Source organism: Chroococcus sp. FPU101, assembly GCF_017312365.1.
Taxonomy (GTDB): Bacteria; Cyanobacteriota; Cyanobacteriia; order Cyanobacteriales; family Microcystaceae; genus Chroococcus.
In genome coordinates, this window is the sequence record NZ_BLJI01000049.1 from 1 (window position 1) to 19,824 (window position 19,824).

23 protein-coding genes and 7 pseudogenes are annotated in these 19,824 nt (G+C 39.8%); 11 read left to right on the plus strand and 19 right to left on the minus strand.

Features of this window, described 5'->3' with window-relative positions; translation table 11 throughout:
- Positions 1-196: pseudogene (locus CFPU101_RS26385) on the plus strand (AAA family ATPase); the annotation flags it as partial.
- Here CFPU101_RS26385 and CFPU101_RS22815 read toward each other — a convergent pair.
- The 3 genes from CFPU101_RS22815 to CFPU101_RS22825 form a co-directional block, all read right to left on the minus strand.
- A complete protein-coding gene (locus tag CFPU101_RS22815; protein ID WP_206817887.1) occupies positions 101-751 on the minus strand; it encodes a ParA family protein in 651 nt (216 codons plus the stop codon). The pseudogene CFPU101_RS26385 and the gene CFPU101_RS22815 sit on opposite strands and share 96 nt — an antisense overlap.
- A gap of 265 nt (positions 752-1,016) precedes the next feature.
- On the minus strand, positions 1,017-1,484 hold the full coding sequence (locus CFPU101_RS22820; RefSeq protein ID WP_206817860.1) for a DUF6644 family protein: 468 nt from the start codon (positions 1,482-1,484) through the stop codon (positions 1,017-1,019).
- Positions 1,484-1,861 (minus strand): DUF6152 family protein, encoded by a 378-nt coding sequence (locus CFPU101_RS22825; protein WP_206817861.1) that lies wholly within the window; start codon positions 1,859-1,861, stop codon positions 1,484-1,486. Before CFPU101_RS22825 ends, CFPU101_RS22820 begins: the two co-directional genes overlap by 1 nt.
- 140 nt (positions 1,862-2,001) lie before the next feature.
- Here CFPU101_RS22825 and CFPU101_RS22830 point away from each other — a divergent pair, with 140 nt between their 5' ends.
- The gene (locus CFPU101_RS22830; protein WP_242578204.1) at positions 2,002-2,679 is read left to right on the plus strand and encodes a histidine phosphatase family protein; all 678 of its coding nucleotides are present in this window, start codon (positions 2,002-2,004) and stop codon (positions 2,677-2,679) included.
- A gap of 82 nt (positions 2,680-2,761) precedes the next feature.
- Here the strand turns inward: CFPU101_RS22830 and CFPU101_RS22835 are convergent, their stop codons facing one another.
- Positions 2,762-3,079, minus strand: a complete 318-nt coding sequence (locus tag CFPU101_RS22835) for a hypothetical protein (RefSeq protein WP_206817862.1) — start codon at positions 3,077-3,079, stop codon at positions 2,762-2,764.
- 234 nt (positions 3,080-3,313) lie between these two features.
- Here CFPU101_RS22835 and CFPU101_RS22840 point away from each other — a divergent pair, with 234 nt between their 5' ends.
- On the plus strand, positions 3,314-4,033 hold the full coding sequence (locus CFPU101_RS22840; RefSeq protein WP_206817863.1) for a hypothetical protein: 720 nt from the start codon (positions 3,314-3,316) through the stop codon (positions 4,031-4,033).
- Positions 4,034-4,205: 172 nt separating this feature from the next.
- On the opposite strand, the gene CFPU101_RS22845 is transcribed toward CFPU101_RS22840, so the two are convergent.
- Both CFPU101_RS22845 and CFPU101_RS22850 read right to left on the minus strand, forming a co-directional pair.
- Positions 4,206-5,462 carry a M28 family metallopeptidase gene (locus CFPU101_RS22845; protein WP_206817864.1) on the minus strand — a complete coding sequence of 419 codons (1,257 nt, stop codon included), beginning with the start codon at positions 5,460-5,462 and terminating at the stop codon, positions 4,206-4,208.
- A gap of 148 nt (positions 5,463-5,610) precedes the next feature.
- Complete coding sequence (locus CFPU101_RS22850; RefSeq protein WP_206817865.1) at positions 5,611-6,552, minus strand: zinc metalloprotease; 942 nt, start codon at positions 6,550-6,552, stop codon at positions 5,611-5,613.
- Between the two features lie 388 nt (positions 6,553-6,940).
- Between CFPU101_RS22850 and CFPU101_RS22855 the strand changes: the two genes are divergently transcribed.
- Complete coding sequence (locus CFPU101_RS22855) at positions 6,941-7,273, plus strand: hypothetical protein (RefSeq protein ID WP_206817866.1); 333 nt, start codon at positions 6,941-6,943, stop codon at positions 7,271-7,273.
- A 211-nt stretch (positions 7,274-7,484) separates the two neighbouring features.
- Here the strand turns inward: CFPU101_RS22855 and CFPU101_RS22860 are convergent, their stop codons facing one another.
- On the minus strand, positions 7,485-7,781 hold the full coding sequence (locus tag CFPU101_RS22860) for a transposase (RefSeq protein ID WP_242578205.1): 297 nt from the start codon (positions 7,779-7,781) through the stop codon (positions 7,485-7,487).
- Between the two features lie 223 nt (positions 7,782-8,004).
- Between CFPU101_RS22860 and CFPU101_RS22865 the strand changes: the two genes are divergently transcribed.
- A complete protein-coding gene (locus tag CFPU101_RS22865; RefSeq protein WP_206817868.1) occupies positions 8,005-8,535 on the plus strand; it encodes a hypothetical protein in 531 nt (176 codons plus the stop codon).
- 289 nt (positions 8,536-8,824) lie between these two features.
- On the opposite strand, the gene CFPU101_RS22870 is transcribed toward CFPU101_RS22865, so the two are convergent.
- Positions 8,825-9,058 carry an excalibur calcium-binding domain-containing protein gene (locus CFPU101_RS22870; RefSeq protein ID WP_206817870.1) on the minus strand — a complete coding sequence of 78 codons (234 nt, stop codon included), beginning with the start codon at positions 9,056-9,058 and terminating at the stop codon, positions 8,825-8,827.
- Positions 9,059-9,070: 12 nt separating this feature from the next.
- The gene (locus CFPU101_RS22875; RefSeq protein ID WP_206817872.1) at positions 9,071-9,235 is read right to left on the minus strand and encodes a thermonuclease family protein; all 165 of its coding nucleotides are present in this window, start codon (positions 9,233-9,235) and stop codon (positions 9,071-9,073) included.
- Positions 9,236-9,743: 508 nt separating this feature from the next.
- Here CFPU101_RS22875 and CFPU101_RS22880 point away from each other — a divergent pair.
- Positions 9,744-10,169: an IS630 transposase-related protein gene (locus CFPU101_RS22880; protein WP_206817873.1), complete on the plus strand. Its 426-nt coding sequence runs from the start codon at positions 9,744-9,746 to the stop codon at positions 10,167-10,169.
- Positions 10,153-10,590, plus strand: coding sequence for a transposase (locus CFPU101_RS22885; RefSeq protein ID WP_206817874.1), 438 nt, complete (start codon positions 10,153-10,155; stop codon positions 10,588-10,590). The genes CFPU101_RS22880 and CFPU101_RS22885 overlap by 17 nt, the downstream gene beginning before the upstream one ends.
- Here CFPU101_RS22885 and CFPU101_RS22890 read toward each other — a convergent pair.
- Positions 10,508-11,630: pseudogene (locus tag CFPU101_RS22890) on the minus strand (IS630 family transposase). The gene CFPU101_RS22885 and the pseudogene CFPU101_RS22890 sit on opposite strands and share 83 nt — an antisense overlap.
- A gap of 45 nt (positions 11,631-11,675) precedes the next feature.
- On the opposite strand from CFPU101_RS22890, the gene CFPU101_RS22895 reads away from it, so the two are divergent.
- Positions 11,676-11,993, plus strand: coding sequence for a transposase (locus CFPU101_RS22895; protein ID WP_206817875.1), 318 nt, complete (start codon positions 11,676-11,678; stop codon positions 11,991-11,993).
- A gap of 320 nt (positions 11,994-12,313) precedes the next feature.
- Here the strand turns inward: CFPU101_RS22895 and CFPU101_RS25755 are convergent.
- The 7 genes and pseudogenes from CFPU101_RS25755 to CFPU101_RS22935 all read right to left on the minus strand — a co-directional run.
- Positions 12,314-12,422: pseudogene (locus tag CFPU101_RS25755) on the minus strand (IS701 family transposase); the annotation flags it as partial.
- Positions 12,423-12,448: 26 nt separating this feature from the next.
- Positions 12,449-13,247, minus strand: a pseudogene (locus CFPU101_RS22905) (IS5 family transposase).
- A 94-nt stretch (positions 13,248-13,341) separates the two neighbouring features.
- Positions 13,342-14,289: pseudogene (locus CFPU101_RS25760) on the minus strand (IS701 family transposase); the annotation flags it as partial.
- A gap of 267 nt (positions 14,290-14,556) precedes the next feature.
- The gene (locus CFPU101_RS22920; protein ID WP_206817879.1) at positions 14,557-14,715 is read right to left on the minus strand and encodes a hypothetical protein; all 159 of its coding nucleotides are present in this window, start codon (positions 14,713-14,715) and stop codon (positions 14,557-14,559) included.
- Positions 14,697-15,050, minus strand: coding sequence for a hypothetical protein (locus CFPU101_RS22925; RefSeq protein WP_206817881.1), 354 nt, complete (start codon positions 15,048-15,050; stop codon positions 14,697-14,699). Before CFPU101_RS22925 ends, CFPU101_RS22920 begins: the two co-directional genes overlap by 19 nt.
- Complete coding sequence (locus tag CFPU101_RS22930) at positions 15,051-15,230, minus strand: CopG family transcriptional regulator (protein WP_206817883.1); 180 nt, start codon at positions 15,228-15,230, stop codon at positions 15,051-15,053.
- Positions 15,231-15,561: 331 nt separating this feature from the next.
- Complete coding sequence (locus tag CFPU101_RS22935; RefSeq protein WP_206817885.1) at positions 15,562-16,131, minus strand: hypothetical protein; 570 nt, start codon at positions 16,129-16,131, stop codon at positions 15,562-15,564.
- Between the two features lie 205 nt (positions 16,132-16,336).
- Here CFPU101_RS22935 and CFPU101_RS26390 point away from each other — a divergent pair.
- Positions 16,337-16,554, plus strand: a pseudogene (locus tag CFPU101_RS26390) (hypothetical protein); the annotation flags it as partial.
- 84 nt (positions 16,555-16,638) lie between these two features.
- On the opposite strand, the gene CFPU101_RS25765 reads toward CFPU101_RS26390, so the two are convergent.
- Entirely contained in the window at positions 16,639-17,034 is a 396-nt protein-coding gene (locus CFPU101_RS25765; protein ID WP_242578206.1) for a transposase, read from the minus strand.
- The gene (locus tag CFPU101_RS22940; protein ID WP_242578207.1) at positions 16,982-17,710 is read right to left on the minus strand and encodes an IS630 family transposase; all 729 of its coding nucleotides are present in this window, start codon (positions 17,708-17,710) and stop codon (positions 16,982-16,984) included. Before CFPU101_RS22940 ends, CFPU101_RS25765 begins: the two co-directional genes overlap by 53 nt.
- A 47-nt stretch (positions 17,711-17,757) precedes the next feature.
- Between CFPU101_RS22940 and CFPU101_RS26395 the strand changes: the two are divergent.
- Together CFPU101_RS26395 and CFPU101_RS22950 are read left to right on the plus strand one after the other, a co-directional pair.
- Positions 17,758-18,376: pseudogene (locus CFPU101_RS26395) on the plus strand (IS982 family transposase); the annotation flags it as partial.
- Between the two features lie 302 nt (positions 18,377-18,678).
- Positions 18,679-19,791: an alpha/beta fold hydrolase gene (locus CFPU101_RS22950; protein ID WP_242578209.1), complete on the plus strand. Its 1,113-nt coding sequence runs from the start codon at positions 18,679-18,681 to the stop codon at positions 19,789-19,791.
- Positions 19,792-19,824: the final 33 nt, after the last annotated feature.

A 19,824-nucleotide genomic window follows, 5' to 3' on the forward strand; every position in this document is an offset into this window, starting at 1 on the left:
GAAAGTAGCAGGGAGTGGAGAAGTAGGAGAAAACATCACCCCATCACCCCGTTGCAAGTTAATGTTAGTCTCCGGCTACTCTGGCATTGGCAAATCTGCATTAGTTCAGGAAATTTATAAGCCAATTACTCAGAAACAAGGCTATTTTATCTCTGGCAAATTTGACCAACTTCAACGGAATATTCCTTACTCGGCGGGCCGCTTCGGTTAATAAATCTTCAGATTCTTTAGTAATCACCAACCTCGGACGATAGCGAACTCGTACAACATCGACGGGTACATTGGGGCGTTCCTCTCGAATTAACTGCACCGCTTCTGATAGTCCCTTCAATACGGCAGGCTCACAAATGACGGGGATTAAGATGCGATCGCTGCTCAGAATTGCTTGTACTGATGAGACACCCAAACCAGGGGAACAGTCCATCAAACAGATCTCGAATCTATTCAACTTAGCCAGTGCTGGAGTAAATAAATCAGCATCAGCCTCTAATTGAAACATTCCCAAGTCGCCAGGGATAAGCCAGAGATTCTTAGTCTTAGTTTCTACAGGTTGAATCTCACCACCGCTTAACCAGTTCAAAGCAGTAGGTACATCTCCATCTAGACCCAAACCAAAACTAAGGGTTCTTTGCCCGTCGAGGTCGATCAGTAAAACTTTTCGTTTCGAGGTAGCGAGGCAAGCTCCCAAATTTAAAGCTGTCGTGCTTTTACCCGTCCCTCCTTTGAAGTTGAAGATAGCTATTTTTAACATCACATCCGATTAAGGTTTAATACCTTTAGAGGTTTATGAATTTTATTGATAATAGGTTTAAGGTCTAATTGTTTAAAAGTCTAATAGGTTAATGGATTAATATCTGTATCGGTTAGTTCCATCTTCCCTATATGGGTTTAGAGTTTAATCTTTTAATAGGTTAAAGGTCTAATAGGTTTATAGGTTAATGATAGACAGAGTGTCGCACTAAAACAACTTTTTAAGTTCATCGGAAATGCAATAGCCAGACTGGGTAGCTCGTTCTCTACAGGTAAGCAATCAAGCGACCGCTTCCTATCACGGCCGTCCACAAGATGAGGGAAATGAGAGCGATCGCTTTGACTTTAGTGGGTGAAGAAACCCCAACATTCCATTTTTGGCTCGATTTAGAGACACTTTTCTGATAGACAGCCGCATTAATAGCAGCCAGCAGAATGAGCAGCAACTTGAGACGAAAGGCGAGATTAGCGGCGATCGCTGTTGCGTCAACGATGAATAAACAAAAACCTGTGAGGATTGTTCCCCCAAAACTGAGGTAAACCCAAGGAAAAAGATGTTTAGCCAAGGCAGTAATGGGTAAGCGACGGGAAAATCCTAACAGTCGGAGGTCGAACAAGAAAACCGCCCCGAACAAGATAGAAAAACTCAAGATATGCAGGATTTCCAGTAAGGGATACAACCATAGAGACTGACGTACAGACTCTGCCAGCCAACTCGACTCAAGCCATTCCATCAGCGTAACTCGACTGTGCGATCGCCAATGATGATCCGTTCAGCCCGTATCTCATTCGCTTGGCTACGGTGGGGGTAGCCAACTAACTTGACTTGCCCTCCGACGGCTAAATCTTTCTGTGGCAGTCCGCGACTCTGCATTCGAGAGGGGGGTGCTAAAATTGCCTGCCAAACTTTTTTGTCAGATGTTTCAACTTGAATGACAACATGGGGGTTAGCATAATTAATGCTCCGAATTACCCCAGTGAGGTTAAGAGTTTGCTGGTTGTTGTATTCGCTCCATCCGTGATGGGCAATGACGGGTCTAACTTCAAGCCCTGGAGTGACGAGAGTAGAGGCGACGAGGACGGCAGTCAGGACAAACTTATTCAATAGCATGGGGTGTAGCTTCCAAAGAGTCTTGGGTAAGCATTGGTTCAACTTGAAACCGAAACTGATCTTCGTTAAGAATCAAACGGTTCTTTTTTAGGTTAACGTTTTCTTAACATTAAAGGGTTGATGTCTTTTAGACTAGCAGTATGAAATTAGATGGATTGATGCGAAGACGAAGCTTTTTAGGGATGCTGGTAACTTCTAGTGTGTCTTTCAGTTGCCAGAATTCTCTGTCCACACTCAAACGTCCGACTCTGACAAGGACAGTCCAAAATTCACCCCCTGAGACGATTTTTTCAACGGTTGAACAGTCCCCCGAACAACTGTGGTCGTTACTCCAGCAAGCTGACGAGACAGGCTATGTCATCCTGTACCGACACGCTTTAGCCCCTGGTGTGGGAGATCCGTCGAATTTTCAATTGAATGACTGCTCGACTCAGCGTAATCTTTCCCAAGAAGGCCGCCAACAAGCCATCCGTCTAGGTCAAGCCATTAGAAGTAGAAACATCATTGTGACCAGAGTTTTATCAAGTCAGTGGTGCCGTAGCCTAGAAACTGCTCAATTGATGAATGTCGGGAAAGTTGAACCCTATGAACCGTTGAACTCGTTTTTTGAGAATCGCAGTCAAGCTAATGCCCAAACGTCTCAAGTTCGTCAATTCATTTGGGAATGTCGCTTTGAGCATGGAGTGATTATCATGATTTCTCATCAAGTGAATATCTTAGCCCTCTCTGAAGTTTCGCTCTTTTCAGGAGAAGGTGTTGTTTTGCGAGTCCGCAACGAACCTCCTAGTATTGTAGTTTTGGGTCGGCTTTCGGCTTGATTTTAAAATGTATGGCTTTTCTATAGTAAATTTGTTGATCGTGTAATCGTAAGGGATACCGAATCATTCATCCAATCACATCTCAAATAATGCCATGATGTATGAGGTGGCGGACTGGTTCAAACTTATAACCACATTGCGGACAAGTACCTGTTAAAAACGGATGACGATCAAGAATTTGTAACTGTTCTTCTGATGTGTAGCGAGATGGATGATTATGAATAAGCTTGTTGCCGTACCATGTATAGTTTTCTCTGAGCCATAATTCCTCTTGTGATGTTTTCGCTTCTTCGTCTACATTAGGATTTTGGCGAAAATCTAAACAATAATCCTCATCAACTCCAAAAGGATGAAGCTGGCAGACATGATCTAGTTGGTGGGAGTAAAGTAGGCAGCGCACGCCGCAGGCGCAGCGAAAGCTGACCGCATTGGTCAATTTTCATGGCCGTCATCAAGCTTTATCTCTATTGTGTCTCAAAAAGATGATTGCTTTAACTAATAGAGGATTACTAGCCATAACTTGGTTTCTCTAGATTTTTCTATTTTTTGTGCATAACCACTTGTTGCCTAAAAAAAGGAATAGACAGAACGAAAAAATTCAATCAGCTACTTTATTAAACTTAGGAGAGTTTAAATGGGACTGCAAGAAGAATTAGCTCAAATATTTAAAGACTGGGGGCAGGAATTAAACTCTCAAGAGAGAGAGGCTTTGAAAAAAGATGCTTCTGGATATACAGATGTTGAAGTATGGAAAGCGAAACATATTGCTCTGGTCGTAACAAGCGGTGTAGTGGCTGGAGTTACAGGCGGCCCTTGGTCATACGCAGCTATTGTTGCAGATTTGCTTTGGTGCAGAAAAGTAGCTCCTTTAGGATGTTTAGGAATTGGCTATATTTATGGGAAAGATGTTGATATTGAGCAGGACATGAATATGATCATGGCTATCTGGGCTGGCGTTGGAGTCGCTTCTGCCAGTGTTCCCGCAGGTAAAGTTGGTGTCAAAGTTTCATCCAAAGTAACGATGAAGGTGGGAACCAAAATTGTTCCAAAACTAGCAGCTAAAGGAACTGGTAAGTTAGCTGGTAAGGTTGTCGGTAAAGTTGTTAGCAAAACAGCGTTGAAGTCATCTTCTAAAGCTTTATCTAAACTTACAGCCAAAATTGTCGACAAGGCTGTTGCTAAGGTTTTTGCCAAGGCTGCTGCTAAGGTTGGTGTAGGTTGGATACCCATTATTGGGGGAGCCGTTTCTGGTGGAATCAACTGGTGGCTACTCAGTTCAATGATGGATGCTGCGGAGCAGTACTACTTTAATCCATATGTAGTTTTTGATGAAAATGAGTTAGCAACAATTTAATCAAGAAATCTGGTGTAGAAGTGTACAAACTTAGATGAAATAAGCATTAAAGAGGCAAGACAGCAGTAAATGAAAGCATTTCGTTGCATAATGCCCAGATCGCTATTGTACAGAACCATCCATCCAATCGCATCTCGAACAATGCCAGGGCGAGTGAGGTGACGGGCTGAATTCAAATTGCCGATTCATTGAGCAAACTTGCCATAAAAGCGACATTCATTCGGAGAATTTCTAGCATCAATTGGTCATTGAGCAGTGTAAGTGTATCATTGGCACTGTGAATTGCATTATTAGCACTATCTGCCCCCTCGATGGTGAGGACAGCAGGTAAACCAGCATTAATAAAAGGAACATGATCGCTGGCAAAAGGATTAAGAGAGGTTTGTACCGTTAACCCTGTATAAATTTCTGCTGAATAAGCTAGTCCATCAATAACAGCTTGAGATAGTCTCGCTCCTTCTAACATGACTGTAGGTGTAGCCGTGTTAAGAGAGCCAATCATATCCATATTAATGACCGCCTTGATTCTAGAACGCTCTGCTTGGGTTAAGTCCCTGACATACTGCTGACTCCCAAATAATCCTTGCTCCTCACCACCAAATAGAACTAAGCATAAATCATGCTGATGCTCATAATTTTTCAAAACTTTAGCAATTTCTATCACCCCTGCTGACCCACTTCCATTATCATCTGCACCTGGGGAAATCCCTAAAGGTTCATCGTCATGATTAATAGAATCTAAATGGGCTGTCAATATAACTAATTCTCTGTTGTCTGTCCCCTTGCCTTGCTTTTGTGCAATGACATTCAGACTTTTTTCACCCCTTACAGTAATTTCATCAATCCGAGTTTCGTATCCTAGGAGATCTAATTGTTCCTTTACCCAAGTTGCTGCTTCCGTATAAAATTGACTGGTGGAGTAGCGAGTCGGAAAAGACACCAATTTTTGTAAGGTCTGCTGTAAGCTCAATTGAGAAATCTGGTTCACTAAATTCTGAATTTCGGTCGAGGCTCGAAGTCTTGTAGCTGAGGGTGAGCGAAGTTGAAAAACCACTGGGTAATCCTGTAACGGACGAATGGCATAGCAGGGTTCATCTCCTTTGTCCCATTGTTGAGCTTGTTGAGAATCTAATTCCACCACCAGAAACCGTCCTTTATCCATCAGCACGGGAACATCAGGATGCTCCTTCTGAAAAAGTCTTCCTTTTTGAATAACTAAGTAGAGATTTTCTTTCTGACTCGGATTGGAGTTTTGTTTGAAAGGAGTAGCTCGCCGTCCTGTTTCTTGAATAATCTGTTGCCAGTCAGACTCATTGGCAATCAGCAAAGCGTCTTGTCCAAATTGTACCCAACTGGTTTGAGAGAATTTTGACTCGCGGTAGTAAGACTCACAAAACTCTGTTGATGTTAAACCTGTAAAAACTTGCATGACTTTACTCTTTGCTAAACATGAATTTTGAATAAAGCTTTTGTCAAAGCTAACTCGCATTGCTAATCGATAAACAGGACTTCACCCTAAAGAGCGTTAATTCAAAGAACAGATGAAGTCCTGAACAATTAATAAAAAAGTAGAAATTTTAGACAGGAGGAGTTAAGGCCTCAGAAGTCTTGAGCGAATTTCGCGGGCCGTCTAAAATAGCGCGCATTCTGGCTACTTGACCAATCGTAAACATAAACATTGAATCATCATCTACATAATCCATGTAGTTCATGAACATATCTCCATTAGGACTATTACCACAAGTAATCCTTGGAAATTGGGGCTTGCCTATATTACTATTTGCTTGGTTAGGGGTATCATCCACGTCATCCGAGCCAGTGCAGGCTCCAAAATCATCTCCCCAAATATGTCTTAAATTCAGCCAGTGACCGACTTCATGGGTAGTTGTTCGACCTTTGTTAAAAAGATTGCCAGGCGATGCGGCAGTACCGATATCGCCAAAAGCAGTATATAAAATGACAACTCCATCAGTTTCGGGTTCGCCACCTGGAAACTGAGCATATCCCAAAAGACCACCGCTTAGGTTACAAACCCATATATTCAAATATTGATCGGCAGGCCAAGCATCCTTACCACCTGTGCTATCAAATTTCACCTCATCAGTAAAACTAAAAGAGCCTTGGCTAGTTCGAGTCCGAGTAATTCCTGTGGTTGGTCTTCCTTCTGGATCTCTGACGGCGAGTTTAAATTGAATATAGGTATCCGCTTTGAAGGGTTTAAAAGGATCTGGAACGAGATTTATATCCGCATTGGTCATCCGATAATCTTCGTTGAGAATTCGGATTTGGCTTTCAATTTGTGCATCAGAAATATTCTCAGCACTAATATTAAAAACAACATGAACCACCACTGGAATCGTAATGACTTCAAGGGGAAAGGGAGTAGTCAACATCCGTCTAGCAAAACTCCTGCTTTCATTCTCGATAGCAAGTCGTGTCTGCCGATAAGACGGTGATGTTTCCATTAAATAGGCATGATGAATCATGCTCCCGCAAGTCCGTGTTTGAGGAAAACTCATTGTTTTAGACCTTAATTATTTAGAAAAAATAATGGTTGGGAACTTTCATCAATCAAAACCTATATAGCTAAACTCAGATCAATCCAGTTCTAAAAAAGTAATAATAGGAGTTTAGAACTTTGATCCCTACTTAGGGCAGATTCTCAAAAAAAATGTTTAGCTTATAATTATTAAGTATAAGCTAAAGAGACAGAAAAATTGTTTAAAATTTATGAAGGTAAATTAGAAAAAAGCGTTTATTTCTTTACAAAAAATGTAAATGATTATTATTCTCAAAAAAGGTCATTGAAAGTAAAAGATGCTCTTCGTAAATCGCTTAAATCGCCGCTCCTTTTTGCTTTTATTCAGTAGTATATTGCTCATTCAGTTAGGCTGTCTAGAACGTTCTATGGCAAATCATCTCCCCTCAACAATTTTTCAACATTGGATTCATTCTAGAGAAGAAGATACAGAAGACATCCAAGTTTATCGTCCAATCGGCTATCAATTTCCACCCTCTAGAGGAAGAAATGGATTGGAGTTCAGACCAAATGGAGAATTTATTTTATATGGGTTAGGCCCAACTGATCGACCTCAAAAGATTGTAGGAAGTTGGACGGCACAATCTAATAATAAGATTAAAATTGACGTATCAGTGTGGGGAGATAAGGGACGCATGATGGAAGTAATTTCCTGTGATGAGAAAGTCTTAAAATTGCGCTATCTCGACTCCACAAGTTAGAAAATAGGCCTTCTATCCCACGAGATGGGGATAGCGATCGCTGTTGACGAAAGCAGTATTTAACAATTTACTGCAAAGCGTGCATCAATCTAAGTATCTATGGACTTAAAACAGCTTTTTAATTTCATCGGAGATGCGATAACCTGACAAGGTGACTTGTTCTTGCTTGAATTTAGTTAAGCTACAAAAATAGTAGTGAACTATAGTTTAATTAAGGAACTGATTCATTGCTCCAGCCACACCTAAAACAATGCCATGATGTATGAGGTGACGGGCTGGATTCAAACTTGTAGCCACACTGAGGACAAACACCAGTGAAAAAGGGATGATTGTTGAGAATTTCTAACTGTTCTTCTGCTGTGTAGCGAGATGGACGATTTTCGATTAGATCATCGCCATACCAAGAGTAACCTTCTCTTTCCCAGAGTTCCTCATTTTCTTCTACCGAATCAGGATCAGGTCTAAAGTCTAAGCAATGATCGGACTCAACACCATCAGGATGCACCACGCAAACAAAGTACAGTTGATGAGAGAAAAAATAACAGCGATCCCGCTTTCTATCTGCTTCGCAGCACGCACTGGAGGATTTTCATCTATAGTTATTAAACTCTATTTCTAATATGCCTCAAAGAAAACGTGCGCTCTACGTGCCGTTAGAATCGCTTGATCGAGCGTTACAATAGAATTTTAGTACTATTTACGCACTTGTCCTTAATAGAGGTAGCCTTGGAGTGCTTCTTCCCTCCCAATTAAAACCGCTAATTGCTAATGTCGGTGAGGAAGTTAGTCAGATTTTTTTCTCGTCCACTTTAAGTTGTCGCTATTACGACGAGCTTGAAGCATTGATGTTTTTCAACCCGCAACAGGGCAAGTTGAGAAATGCCGTTAGCCAATTAGTTGATCGCTATGGCAACCCAAAAATCATTGAAGAGCAAGGTTGGCTTCGCCTTCAGATTGGCTCGTCTTTAATGACACAAACGCTTTTCAGCTTTGATCGCCCTACACATGGAGAGTTGATTGGTGTGGTCGTTTACACCCGCGAGTGTCTTGAGCATTTAACGATTATCCATCTAGCGGTTAGGGAAGATTATTCAATTTCTGGTCATCATGGCGCTCAACATCTAATGCTGCATTTGATCCAAAAAGTCAGAGAGATTGGTACCCGTCTTAAAGGAGTGGAATCGGTCAGGATTCTCTATAATCAGTCACTTAAAGAAATCACCGTCCGCCATGCTATCAGTAATAACGGCTCAGTCACTTGACAGACTTGCTCGGCTAAAACGAGTAATGGATTAGCGATCGCTATTAAAGCAATAGAAATTGAAAGATCTGAGACTAACTTAAGCATTAGTGTAAAAGCTAAAGAGAGTAATACTTTATCTGAATGAGCTAATCTTGACATAATAAGCAATTACTTCGATTTATTCTTTTTTAAAGCGCAAAATGACATTTTATGAATTATGGGAGTTTCGCTAGTTAGTCGCGCGCGTGCGAGGGAAACTTTCTCTCATTCAGCAACCGATTACTCATGACTGGTTAATCAATCTTGTATTAAGGCAATGACTCACAAGCAACACCATCTTTATCACCATCTAGACGAAAGCGATCATTGAGAAATGCCTCTAAAACTCGTTGTGCTTCTGCCTGAGTCCGAAAGTCTGAGCAATTACAATCACTATTCACACAAGCAGGAAGATTACTTGAAGTAGGCTGACTTCTAAGAGTTGGTTGACGAACAGGAGTTGACTGACTCGCTCTGTTTTCTCGCCGCCAATCCCAAGGCATGACAGGATTACTTTAATTCCAAAAAGCTAGTTTTCGACTTCTGGCACTGTTTTCAGCCGTTAGTAAACTATCTTTCAAGTCTGTACAATTATTGAGGAACTGATGGTAAACAACCGCGTGACCTTCTTGAACCATAATTAGATTGATTGAGCGATTGCCTTGAGAGATTTTAGCCACTTTCCTACTTGTCCCCGACGTAAAATAATTTCTTGAGCGCTCATAAATCGTTGGCTTTTTGTATTTTCAATTCCCCGCCACTGTATCATGTAGTTGAATTTGAGTCATACCAATAGATTGATTACTTTGATTATAATTAAATTAATAATAGACAGATCTCGATTGGAAAAAAGGTTAAATGATTATGAAAACTATTCAACTCAGTGACCTTGAAAAGTAAGTTTTATTACCAAATAGAGAAGTTATTGCTGTAGAAAATAAGGGAAAGTTAATTGGCTATTATTATCCCGTTGTTGACCAAAAGAAAGTTAAGCAAGCTAAGAAAGATCTAGAGCAAGTTATGGAAAAAGTCTTAGCTGAAACGGGCTTGACTGAAGAAGAATTTGTAACAGCTTTCATGAATGCTTGAAACAATTCGACATTAGCGGTTGATCAAGTGCTAAACTCTTTTTGACTTACAGCAAATTGTATACGAGTGAGGTATAGTTAAAAGAAAATCAGAAAAAAAATGAAAGCCTACTCACTTGATTTACGTTCAAAAATTATCGAAACCTATAAAAACGGTGAGGGTTCAGTACGACAAGTAGCTCACCGATATAAGGTAGCGCGTAGTTTCGTGCAAAAACTAATTAAACAAGATAAAGAAAAAGGAAATGTAGCCCCACTACCTCACGGAGGAGGGACGGTTTCAAAATTAGAGGCACAAGTGGAACTAATCGAAAAACTATTAGAAGAGAAAAATGATGCTACATTAGCTGAACTTTGTGAAAAATTAAAAGAGGAAACAGGGATAAAGTGTAGTATTGCAAGTATGTGTCGCTTTTGTCAAAAGCATAATTTAACCCGAAAAAAAAACTTTTTACGCAGCCGAATTAGAAAGAGAAAAAATACAAGAACAACGTCGATAATATTGGCAAATGATACAGGAAGTTAAAGAAGAAGACTTAATCTTTATCGATGAAACAGGTGTTAATTTAGCCTTAACGAGAACTGCGGAAGGCAGCCGACCGGCAGATTGCCGACTTTTAAAGTCGGCAAGCGGCTCGGCCTATGCTCGTTCAAAAAAAGGGACTCGTGCTATTAGTTCAAGACCTTACCCAAAAGGCAATAATATTACTTTAATTGGTGCAATTGCTAAAAGCGGTTTTCTCGGAGCTTTAACTTTTGATGGAGGGACTGACCAAAATGTCTTTCATGTATTTATCGAACAAATTTTAGTTCCATCTTTGTGGCCAGGAGCCGTTGTCGTGATGGACAACTTATACCAATTTTCTAAAGTCCTGCAAGAGATAAAGCTTCGCAAATATAGTTCCACCCCGTTAAAGATTGAATGGTTTTTTGAGAGACAGAATTAAGCAAATTAGCAATTTTATCTTTTAAAGCATCTAAAGACTCAAACAAGCTCCAACTGATCTGATTCTTAAGAAATAACCAAAATCTTTCGATGAGATTAACTTCTGGGCAATAAGGAGGCTGAAAAAACAAGATAATATTTGAAGGGATCTGTAACTGTTTAGCGGTATGACTTGGGGCATTATCAACTTGAAGCAAATGAATTTCTTGGCTAAACTGTTGTGAAAATTGGTCAAGACAAACTTGAAAGCAAGCAGTATTCAAATGCGAAAATTCATAGAAAAATGAATCTCCACTTAACGGTTCAACTAACCCATAAATGTAATAATAGTCAAACTTCCATCTTCTAATTCCTTTTGGTTTGACTCCTTTTAAAGTTAACTTTCTCCTCTCTATTGTTTTCAAACCTAATCTTGTTTCATCTTGACACCAATAACGAACTTTTTTCTGTTCATCTACTTGAGTGGCTAATTCCTTAAGCATTTTTACTCTTTGATTAAGTTGCTCTATCCATTCTTGTATCGCGCCTAGCTTTTGTTGATTACTTTGAGGTGCGGAAGGCGCTGCCGCTTTCCTGTCGACTTTGAAAGTCGGCAGGGTCGGCAGTCTTGCTACTTTTAATTTGGCTTGAAGCTCTTGTCTAACGACTCGATAAATAGTTGTATAGCTAGCTTGTATTTCTCCTAACGCTAGACTCCATATTCTCACTTCTTCATAGCTCTTAAAACCTTCTGGATCTCTTAATTCTTGTTGTAGTTTAGCAACGGTTTCGACATTTAGCTTTTTGGGTCGTCCTGTGCGGGGCTTCTCTTCGAGTAATGCTTCTAATCCTCCTTCTTTATACGCGTGAAACCAGCGATGTACCGTACTTTCCTCCCGACCAACTATCACCGCTATATATCTGACGGTTTCGGCCACTCCGATTTTTAATAAGTAGAGAGCTTGCACCAAGCGCAAATCCTAATCCTGATTTTTGCTGTTTCATTATCTCTCTTAGCGTTTCGGCTGTTTCCGTTATTTCAAGTTGAGGAATTCCTGTCATTTAATCATTAAACTTTTTAACTAAGTCTAGCACGACTTTTGCAAAATGATATTACCCGTGCATAAAGTCAAAAAAATTCAAGAGCTTTTAGAAAGTGCTGGTGCTAAAGTGATTTATTTATCTCCTTATTCTCCAGACTTTAATCCCATTGAAAATTGTTGGTGCGGAAGTCACTGCCGCTTTCCTGTCGACTTTAAAAGTCGGCAGGGTCGGCAGTCTAAAATCAAAGAATATTTGCGAGCTATCGCGGCTCGCTCTCGTGAAGTTTTAGAAGAAGCGATTACTGATGCGATTAATTTAGTTTCACTCCAAGATATTAAAAATTGGTTTATTCATTGCTGCTATTGTACCTCATCTGATTGAAAAATGCTGTAACCCTCTTCTGTCACTCTGGTAGAGAAGGAGTTAGTTGAAACAGAACTGTTAACCATCAGGAACATAGGCATTAAACTGATTCATGAGGTCAATAAGTCTGAGAAAACCTTGTGTTAAAGGCGGAATTGGAAAAACCGATAACCAAGGAGTAATCAAGCAACAAAAAACCATCGGTTGAATGATTAATCGAAGATTATTAAGGAGATTTTTCCATCCTTTATGTTGATTCCACCAAGGATGTTCTTGAAATTTTAAGAGCAAGGATGGTGAGTTAATCATCCTTGAACAAGAGGAAAGATTTTGAAAAACTTCTGACTGAAAGCTTACCATCATATAAGCACTCATGACAATTTCCCACCATTTTTCAATCTCCTCATAGCTAGTTAAGCGATAATCAGCCCAACCCAACTCATCTTTACACTAGACCTTTTGCGGAATTCTAATTAGTTTGCTAATTTTAGCTCATAGTTATAGAGACCAGCAATTAGGTTAACTCGTAATCCAAAACGCTTGCGGCGATTCCGATAACAGCTAGACAAACACCGAAAAATTTTGAGAGATCTAATCACATTTTCAACGAGGACTCGCCGAGATGCTAGTTGATAATTATCGGACTTCTGTTGAGAACTTAAAGAAGCTTTTCTTGACTTTTTATGAGGTATCAAACTAAATTTGTGATAGCGTTTGATGCCCTGATCACCTTAATCACCTAACAGGCATATTCCTTGTATGATAGCAATTTTGCTTTTCTTAAATAAGTGAAAATCGTGTCGCCTACCTCTACCAAAAGCTGTACAGATAATTTCTTTAGTTAGTTGATTGATGAGCAGTTGTGTTTTTAGAGTATGATAGCCTTTGAATGCCACTATAGTAGCTTTTCTGTTTTTTTTAGGTCTTTCAACTTGAGTCTCTGCTACATCGATAACAATTACTTCAATTTCCGTCTCGGTCTGTTGCAGTTGTCGTTTACGAAAGCAGGCGGAATTTAGATTTAATTAGAATATCTTCAATTCTTCGGACAATCCGATAAGCTGTTGATTCATGAATTCCCCAATCTTGAGCAATATGAAAAAATGTTCGATACTCTCGAAGATATTGTAAAGTTAGTAAAATTTGCTGAGGAATCGATAGTTTAGAATGGCTACCTCTTCTACCCACCTTGGCTTCTAGCACTACCTGTATCATTTTTTGAAAAGTCTCTTGACTCACACCATAAGCTCGTTTAAAGTCGAAGGGCGACATAGCTAAAACTTGTTTATAACGTATCATTAATTAAATTGAGTTAATTTTTCTTCTTTTTATTTAACTCACTTTTCTTTTTTACGCAAGAGGTCTACTGTTTAAAACCATATTCTATCCAAGTTCTCAGCCCATAAATATTACCTACAGTTTTTTGAATATTTCCCGTCTTATTAGTCATGAGGAACCAAGTTGAATTAGGGGGCAACAGGGCTTGATCCGTCGTAATTTCCCAATATCTTAAAGAAGTTCTATGTCCAAAAATAATTTCTCTAATATAGTGTACTTCTATTTTATTAGATGAAAAAATGCGGTCAAACTTTTGCCATCTTGTTCTTGTAACCTTTTCATGAGATAGCATCCACACTCCATGATTTTCTCGAAGAGCTACAACATACTTAAGTCCATATTTTTCCACGATGCGGCGAAACTGACTACTAGGACTTTCAAAAGTCCTCTTTCTCCATATAAACTATCGGCTAAAACTATCTCAAACTGAAATCCCCGCTCAACTAACTCTTCGATAATTTATGAACGCTAATTCGATTTTTGTTTTATAAGTATCTTTTTCTTTTAATCGTTTTTTGGGTTTAAAAATTTTAAACATTAATGGAAAGCTCATATTTTCGACAACTCCATAGGCATTGACTGAGACGATTCCGTTGTCTATCTTTCATAAATTTCCAATGTATTGACGTTCTACATAATCGGTTGTTTTCCCTTTCTTTCTATCGCCTGTCTTATCGAGCACTAAAATAAATTTAGCTTCTCCTAAAGCTTTAAGCAGTAGTTCTATTCGCTTTTCTCTAAACTTCTCTACTAGCCAAGGCGATTTCGATAAAAAGTGATGTAGGGGTTGTGCATTTGTGATTCCTACTACTTTTGCTATCGCTGGTAAGGTTTTTCTTTTTATCTCTGAAATCATTCCCAGATGAAGCCACTTAAAACACTCAAAACTTCGAACTTCTGGAAAGATTTCTTGATAGCCCGCACAATATTGATCGATAAATTCAACTGTTGTTGCTGCTGGTCTAGGTAAGTTCATGGCTGCTCCACCATCTACTAAAGGTTTAAGGCTTAGAATCTATTTTACCTTGACCAGAGTGACAGAAGAGGGGTAAAAGCATCTCTATTCCAAAAATGCATGAGAAGCATAGGACTTCAATTACTGCATTTTATCCTTTCAGCTACAATAGATAACGATGTAATCAATTGTTTGTATATTACCATAAATTATTAAAGCTTTTTAATCAATTTTTCCTGATCTGTATTATTTGATTCGGCAATGTCAGTTAACTAGCGTTGCTGATTTTTATGTTGAGCTACTACGAATTATTAAGCTTTGAAGATTACGATTAATAACAAATTCAGCAATGCCATCAGGCAATTTTAAGAACTGAGAATAATGATGAAGCTGCTTACAAACGGCTTTTTTAAGGGAAGCTTTTTGAACTATTTTCGAGATAGCCATTCTTCTATCTCCTCATCGGTAGCTTCACTGAGTTCTAGGGGCGGACGCTCTGAGTCTTCTAACCTACCATTTGGGTGTAGCCCTTCTTCTCGAAGTTCTCTTCGCCATTGGTTGATTACCCTAGCAACTTTAACTCCGTATTCTACCAATCGTGCTGTTGCTGTTCCTCCAGAGACTACTGTTGCTATCACAACTAAATCATCTACACCTATCGCTCGGTTTGGTTGCTTCTGTATCTTAATCGAAGCCATTTCTAACGCAGTTTCTAAGGATTCTACATCATAGGATGGAAGTTGCGATGATAGCACGATACGACAGATAGTAACTTCACCCATCTATTTCCCCTCATCAATTAATTTGAAGCGCGAGCATTGCAGTTCTCTTGTATTTTCGAGGTAGTCGGCTAAAGCACTTAGAATGACCTCAGTTTTTGAAGCATTTACTTGAGCCGCCCGTTCCTGTAATTTTTGGAAAAGATGTGAAAGAATACGAATTCCAACCTGAACAGTTGACATTTTTGCGGTTCACTCACGTCCAATATATAATAGCTGCTGTTTTACTGTCTGGTCAGCCCGCCCTTAACACTTATTTATATTTTGAGCCAATAATGGCTAAATCCTAAATCACTTTATTTGCTCTACAGTTGTTGAGCGCAAGAGTAGACTAAGAAAGCCAATTTTTTCGTTTATCATTTAATTAACAAAAGCTTTCTCGCTTTAAAAGTCATTGTCCAAAAACCTAAAATTGAGTCTTTTTTTGCTTACTACAAATGTAGAGCAAGCTTGATAACGAGATTTTTTGGGAAGTCTACGAGCTGAAACTGGCTAACGTAGCTTCGCTCTTTGCCTAGGCACACCCCTCAACCCACCCCACTTCTGGGAGTTTTCCGACCCTCCAACGAGTAACTTTTTTGCCATCTGTCTCAAAAAGGACACGATAGCTTTGATCTTGAAGATCTTGCGGCACAAAGATGAGATAATGCCCAAGTGGTTCGTATTCATGGGGTTCTACTTGAATCTGACCAGCATAAAGCGATTTAATCTGATTTTCGCTATCTCCTACCTTTGCTCCACTGAGGGTAGTCACTTTGGGATTGGCGATATCGATGCGTGAGATGCGTCCGTCCGTCACCATGAAATCAACCCCACTCAGTCCCGTTTGTGGTTTGTAGTATAAGCAAGATGGCTCTCCACCACTGCTTCTTTGTATTAATTTGACTCCTGCGGCACGCGATGCTTCTTCGATTGTCATGCCTACTTTAACTGGGCCAATACTATTAACGGACACCTTGGAAGTTTGGGTGAGGTGCACGGACTGCTTGTTCTCGGAGGCGATCATTTGAGGAGAACTTGTGAAAGAATGAAAAATCGGCATCAAAACGGCTGTCAATATGACTAATACTACTGGATACCTCACTGCACCACCATCTCCTTTCTACTACCAAGCCAATTAATTATAGTTTAGCGAACGCTGTTAATGTCTCCCATTTCTAAATCGCCATCCTTCAACTGGGAGTTGAAGGCACATAGCTGTCACAGAGTGCTTGCATAGTACAAAAACGTCAGTTCGGGATAAGGAAATCAAGAAAAGGCGGGAGCGTTTTAAGCTGAAAGAAATTGGAATTAATCAGCACCCCCACCTATGTCTAGTAAAGACAGCATTATTTTGTCATGTAGATGATTTCTGTCAAAAATTTGAACCCAAATGGCACTCAGAAGTCCTATCAGCCCAAGTAAAAAGCCGTAAACGAGCTAAAAAAAATTGATTTTGAGCGAAATTATGACCATTTTAATCGCCTACCATCAAAATCATTACCAAAATTTTAAACACTACTATCTCGATTACGTCTGCGTCTAAAAAGCGAGGAGCTTTCCCGCAACTGCCTAGTTATACTAAATCCGCTTTTAAGAGTAGAGTAATAAATCAAGAGTAAGTGAGCCAGTGATAGTCAGTTAAATTTTTAATCTCTTCTTTCATATTTTCGAGGACACAACAACGTTTGACTAGGATTTCTTCCATTTCTTCAAGGCTTTCAAAATATTCATTGACTAAGGGTTCATCAACTAAAGACCACAATCTTTCTGCTGGTTGTAATTCTGGAGAGTATGGAGGAAGAAATTCTAGATGAATCCCCTCTGGAACTATCGCTTTCTGGCTCTTATGCCATGCAGCATTATCTTCGACGACAAGAATTCTTTTTTTAGATGAAACTCCAACATCAGCCGCAAAAGCTTGATAAACTAAATTTAACCATTGAGTATTGACCCTAGGAATTAAATACCACCCTTGTTTTTCCAGTTTTTGGTTCAACAAATCCATAAACATACAACCATTCATAACGGTGCTGCACTATTGCTATGGGTCTTTCTCCCACCTTTGACCAGACTTTACGCAAAATCGGTTTTAACCCGACTCGATGTTCATCAAAAAACCAGATTTCTAGGGAACTTTGCGGAAATTTCTGCTGTAGTTGTTTGACTTTAAGCGGTAAATCTTGTTTAAACTTAGCTTGTTCTGCTTGATCTCCCTTTCTATGTTTCGGTCTAGGTTTGTGCCAAGAATAATTGCACTTTTTTAAGTAATCCCATCCTCTCTGATTCCAAACTTTTTCGACTCCCGTTTCTTTCTCAATCCATCTGGCTACTTTCGGCCCTGTCCAGATTCCACCATCCGAGGGTCGTTTTTTAAAGGCTTCGGTCAATGATAGAAACTGTTCGTCATTTAATAAAGGTTTAAGCCCTCTGGGATGCTCTACACTCTCTTTTTTCTGATTTTTTACCCCTTCTATTCCTAAATCATTATAGTTTTTCAGAATTTCCCATCCATAACTATTACTAATTCCTACAGCTATCGCACTATTTTTTACATTCCATCCCAATGCAATTTTCCATAAAAAATGCCATCTTCTGCATTCTACTGGGTCTTTAGCCTGACGATAAATGTTTTTCAGTTCATCTAAACTTAAATGAGGGGCTAAGTAAGCTCTTTTAGGCATTTAGTCTCTGTATATGTTTACACTGTTATTATAAACGGATTTAGTATTATCAAAGATTTGTCGAATGGATGCCCTCGACGTTGCTATTTCTAAGTGTCTATCTTCAGACCTGTTTTAGCCAATGTACAGGCATCAGTTTTCGTATAGGCTACAGCACTTCTTCGTTTGTCATAATCGTCGGATTGCGAGTCATCGAGTTTTCCAAAATCTAGCCGTTCGCGGAAAGACTTCTGTTGATTGGTTCTTCGGTTTTAAGCTGCATTTGGTTGTTAATGAATTAGGAGAACTGTTAAAGGTTTACGTCACTCCAGGAAATGTCGATGATCGTCAGCCAGTACCTCATCTTCTTAGCTCTTTGTGGGGAAAAGTTTTTGCCGACAGAGGTTACATTTCTCAATTATTGACCGAGCAGTTAAGGCAAGAAAAAGGGCCTATCGTTCTTTGTCAAACCTCGAAAGAATATGAAAAATCAATTAATGCTACTTCATGATAAGCTTTTAGCTCGTCAACGCTCTATCCCTATCGACCATTATTGATCAACTCAAAAATCTTTCCCTTTCTTGACATTCTCGTCATCGTAGCCCCGTCAATTTTTGCGTTAATCTTCTTTGTGGCTTGATCGCTTATTGCCATCAACCTAAAAAGCCTTCTCTTTCTCTAGATTAGACTTTACCTTTATTTGCTTATCCCGAACTGACGTTATCACAGATTTTTTTAAAGTATTATACACAGGAGAGGCTAACATTCAGTAGACTGTCGCAAGTTTGTTGATCTCGAATAATAATTGGTCACCGTGTCTTTAACAAAACAGCTTAAGAAGGCGGTGTTGCTTTCTTTGCTTAATAACATAAACGATGTCTGGCGTGAGAGAACTTGAGTTCTAACCTTAGAGGGTTACGCCTGTTTCAATCTTTTGCTTTAATTTCAACTTAAATCAATTTGTTGCTTTTTAAAGGTTGCGCTCCGCCATGTTGATGCCTCTCGATTTTTTGTTTCGTTTGTTGTCCAATCTGATAACAATTGCCCTGCTTAGTTGTGGAGCTTACATTTACTATCAGTGGTACGAAGGTGTATTAGTTAGCGATCGCTGGTTGTACCTGAGCATCGGATTATTGTTATGGTCGTTCTTAGGCTTTCTCCCTATTTTGCTGCTCCATCGGAGTGGACGAGATGAACCTAAACCGATGCGTAGCGACCGAGTTCAACGTTTGACTCGACCCGATGGTAGCGAAATTCAAGTTGAATTTTACGGCTCTGAACGCGCTCCAACCTTAATTCTGACACACGGCTGGGGGCCTGATAGCACCGTCTGGTATTACGCAAAAAAGCAACTAAGCGATCAGTTTCGCGTCGTTGTTTGGGATCTACCTGGTTTAGGCAAGTCTAAAAAGCCTCAGAATCGAGACTACTCCCTAGAAAAGTATGCTCGTGACCTAGAGGCAGTATTGGCTCTCGTGGAAGAACCTGCCATTTTATTAGGACACAGCATGGGAGCGATGATTCTACTAACTTTTTGCCGTTTATTTCCTCAACAACTGGAGCAGAAAGTGGCTGGCTTAGTCTTGGTCGATGGAACCTATACCAATCCCGTTAAAACGACTACGCTGAACAAACTGTTACTAGCACTACAAAAGCCATTATTACAACCCTTACTTTATTTGGCGATCGTCCTCTCTCCCCTACTATGGCTGATAGGTTGGCTGAGTTATTTGAATGGTTCAACGTTACTTACAACTGAACTTTCTGGTTTTACGGGCAGAGAGACGCGAGGACAGCTTAATTTTTCGAGTTTGATTGGCATTAAGGCTTCACCAGGCATTTTGGCACGAGGAGTTCTGGCAATGTTTAAGTTTGATGAGACCGCAACGTTAAAAGACATCTCCGTTCCTACGCTAGTGGTTGTTGGCAAGTCCGATATTGCTACGCGACCCTTTGCCAGTCAACGGATCAGTACTGAGGTACCGCAAGCTAAACTCAGCGTACTATCTCCAGGGGGACATATGGCACTGATGGAACGCAATCAACAATTTTCAGAAATCATTCGCGCATTTAGCATTTCTTGCTTGAAGTTAAAAAAGTGAATTAAACTGACTAGACTTCTTGCAAAAGTCAGT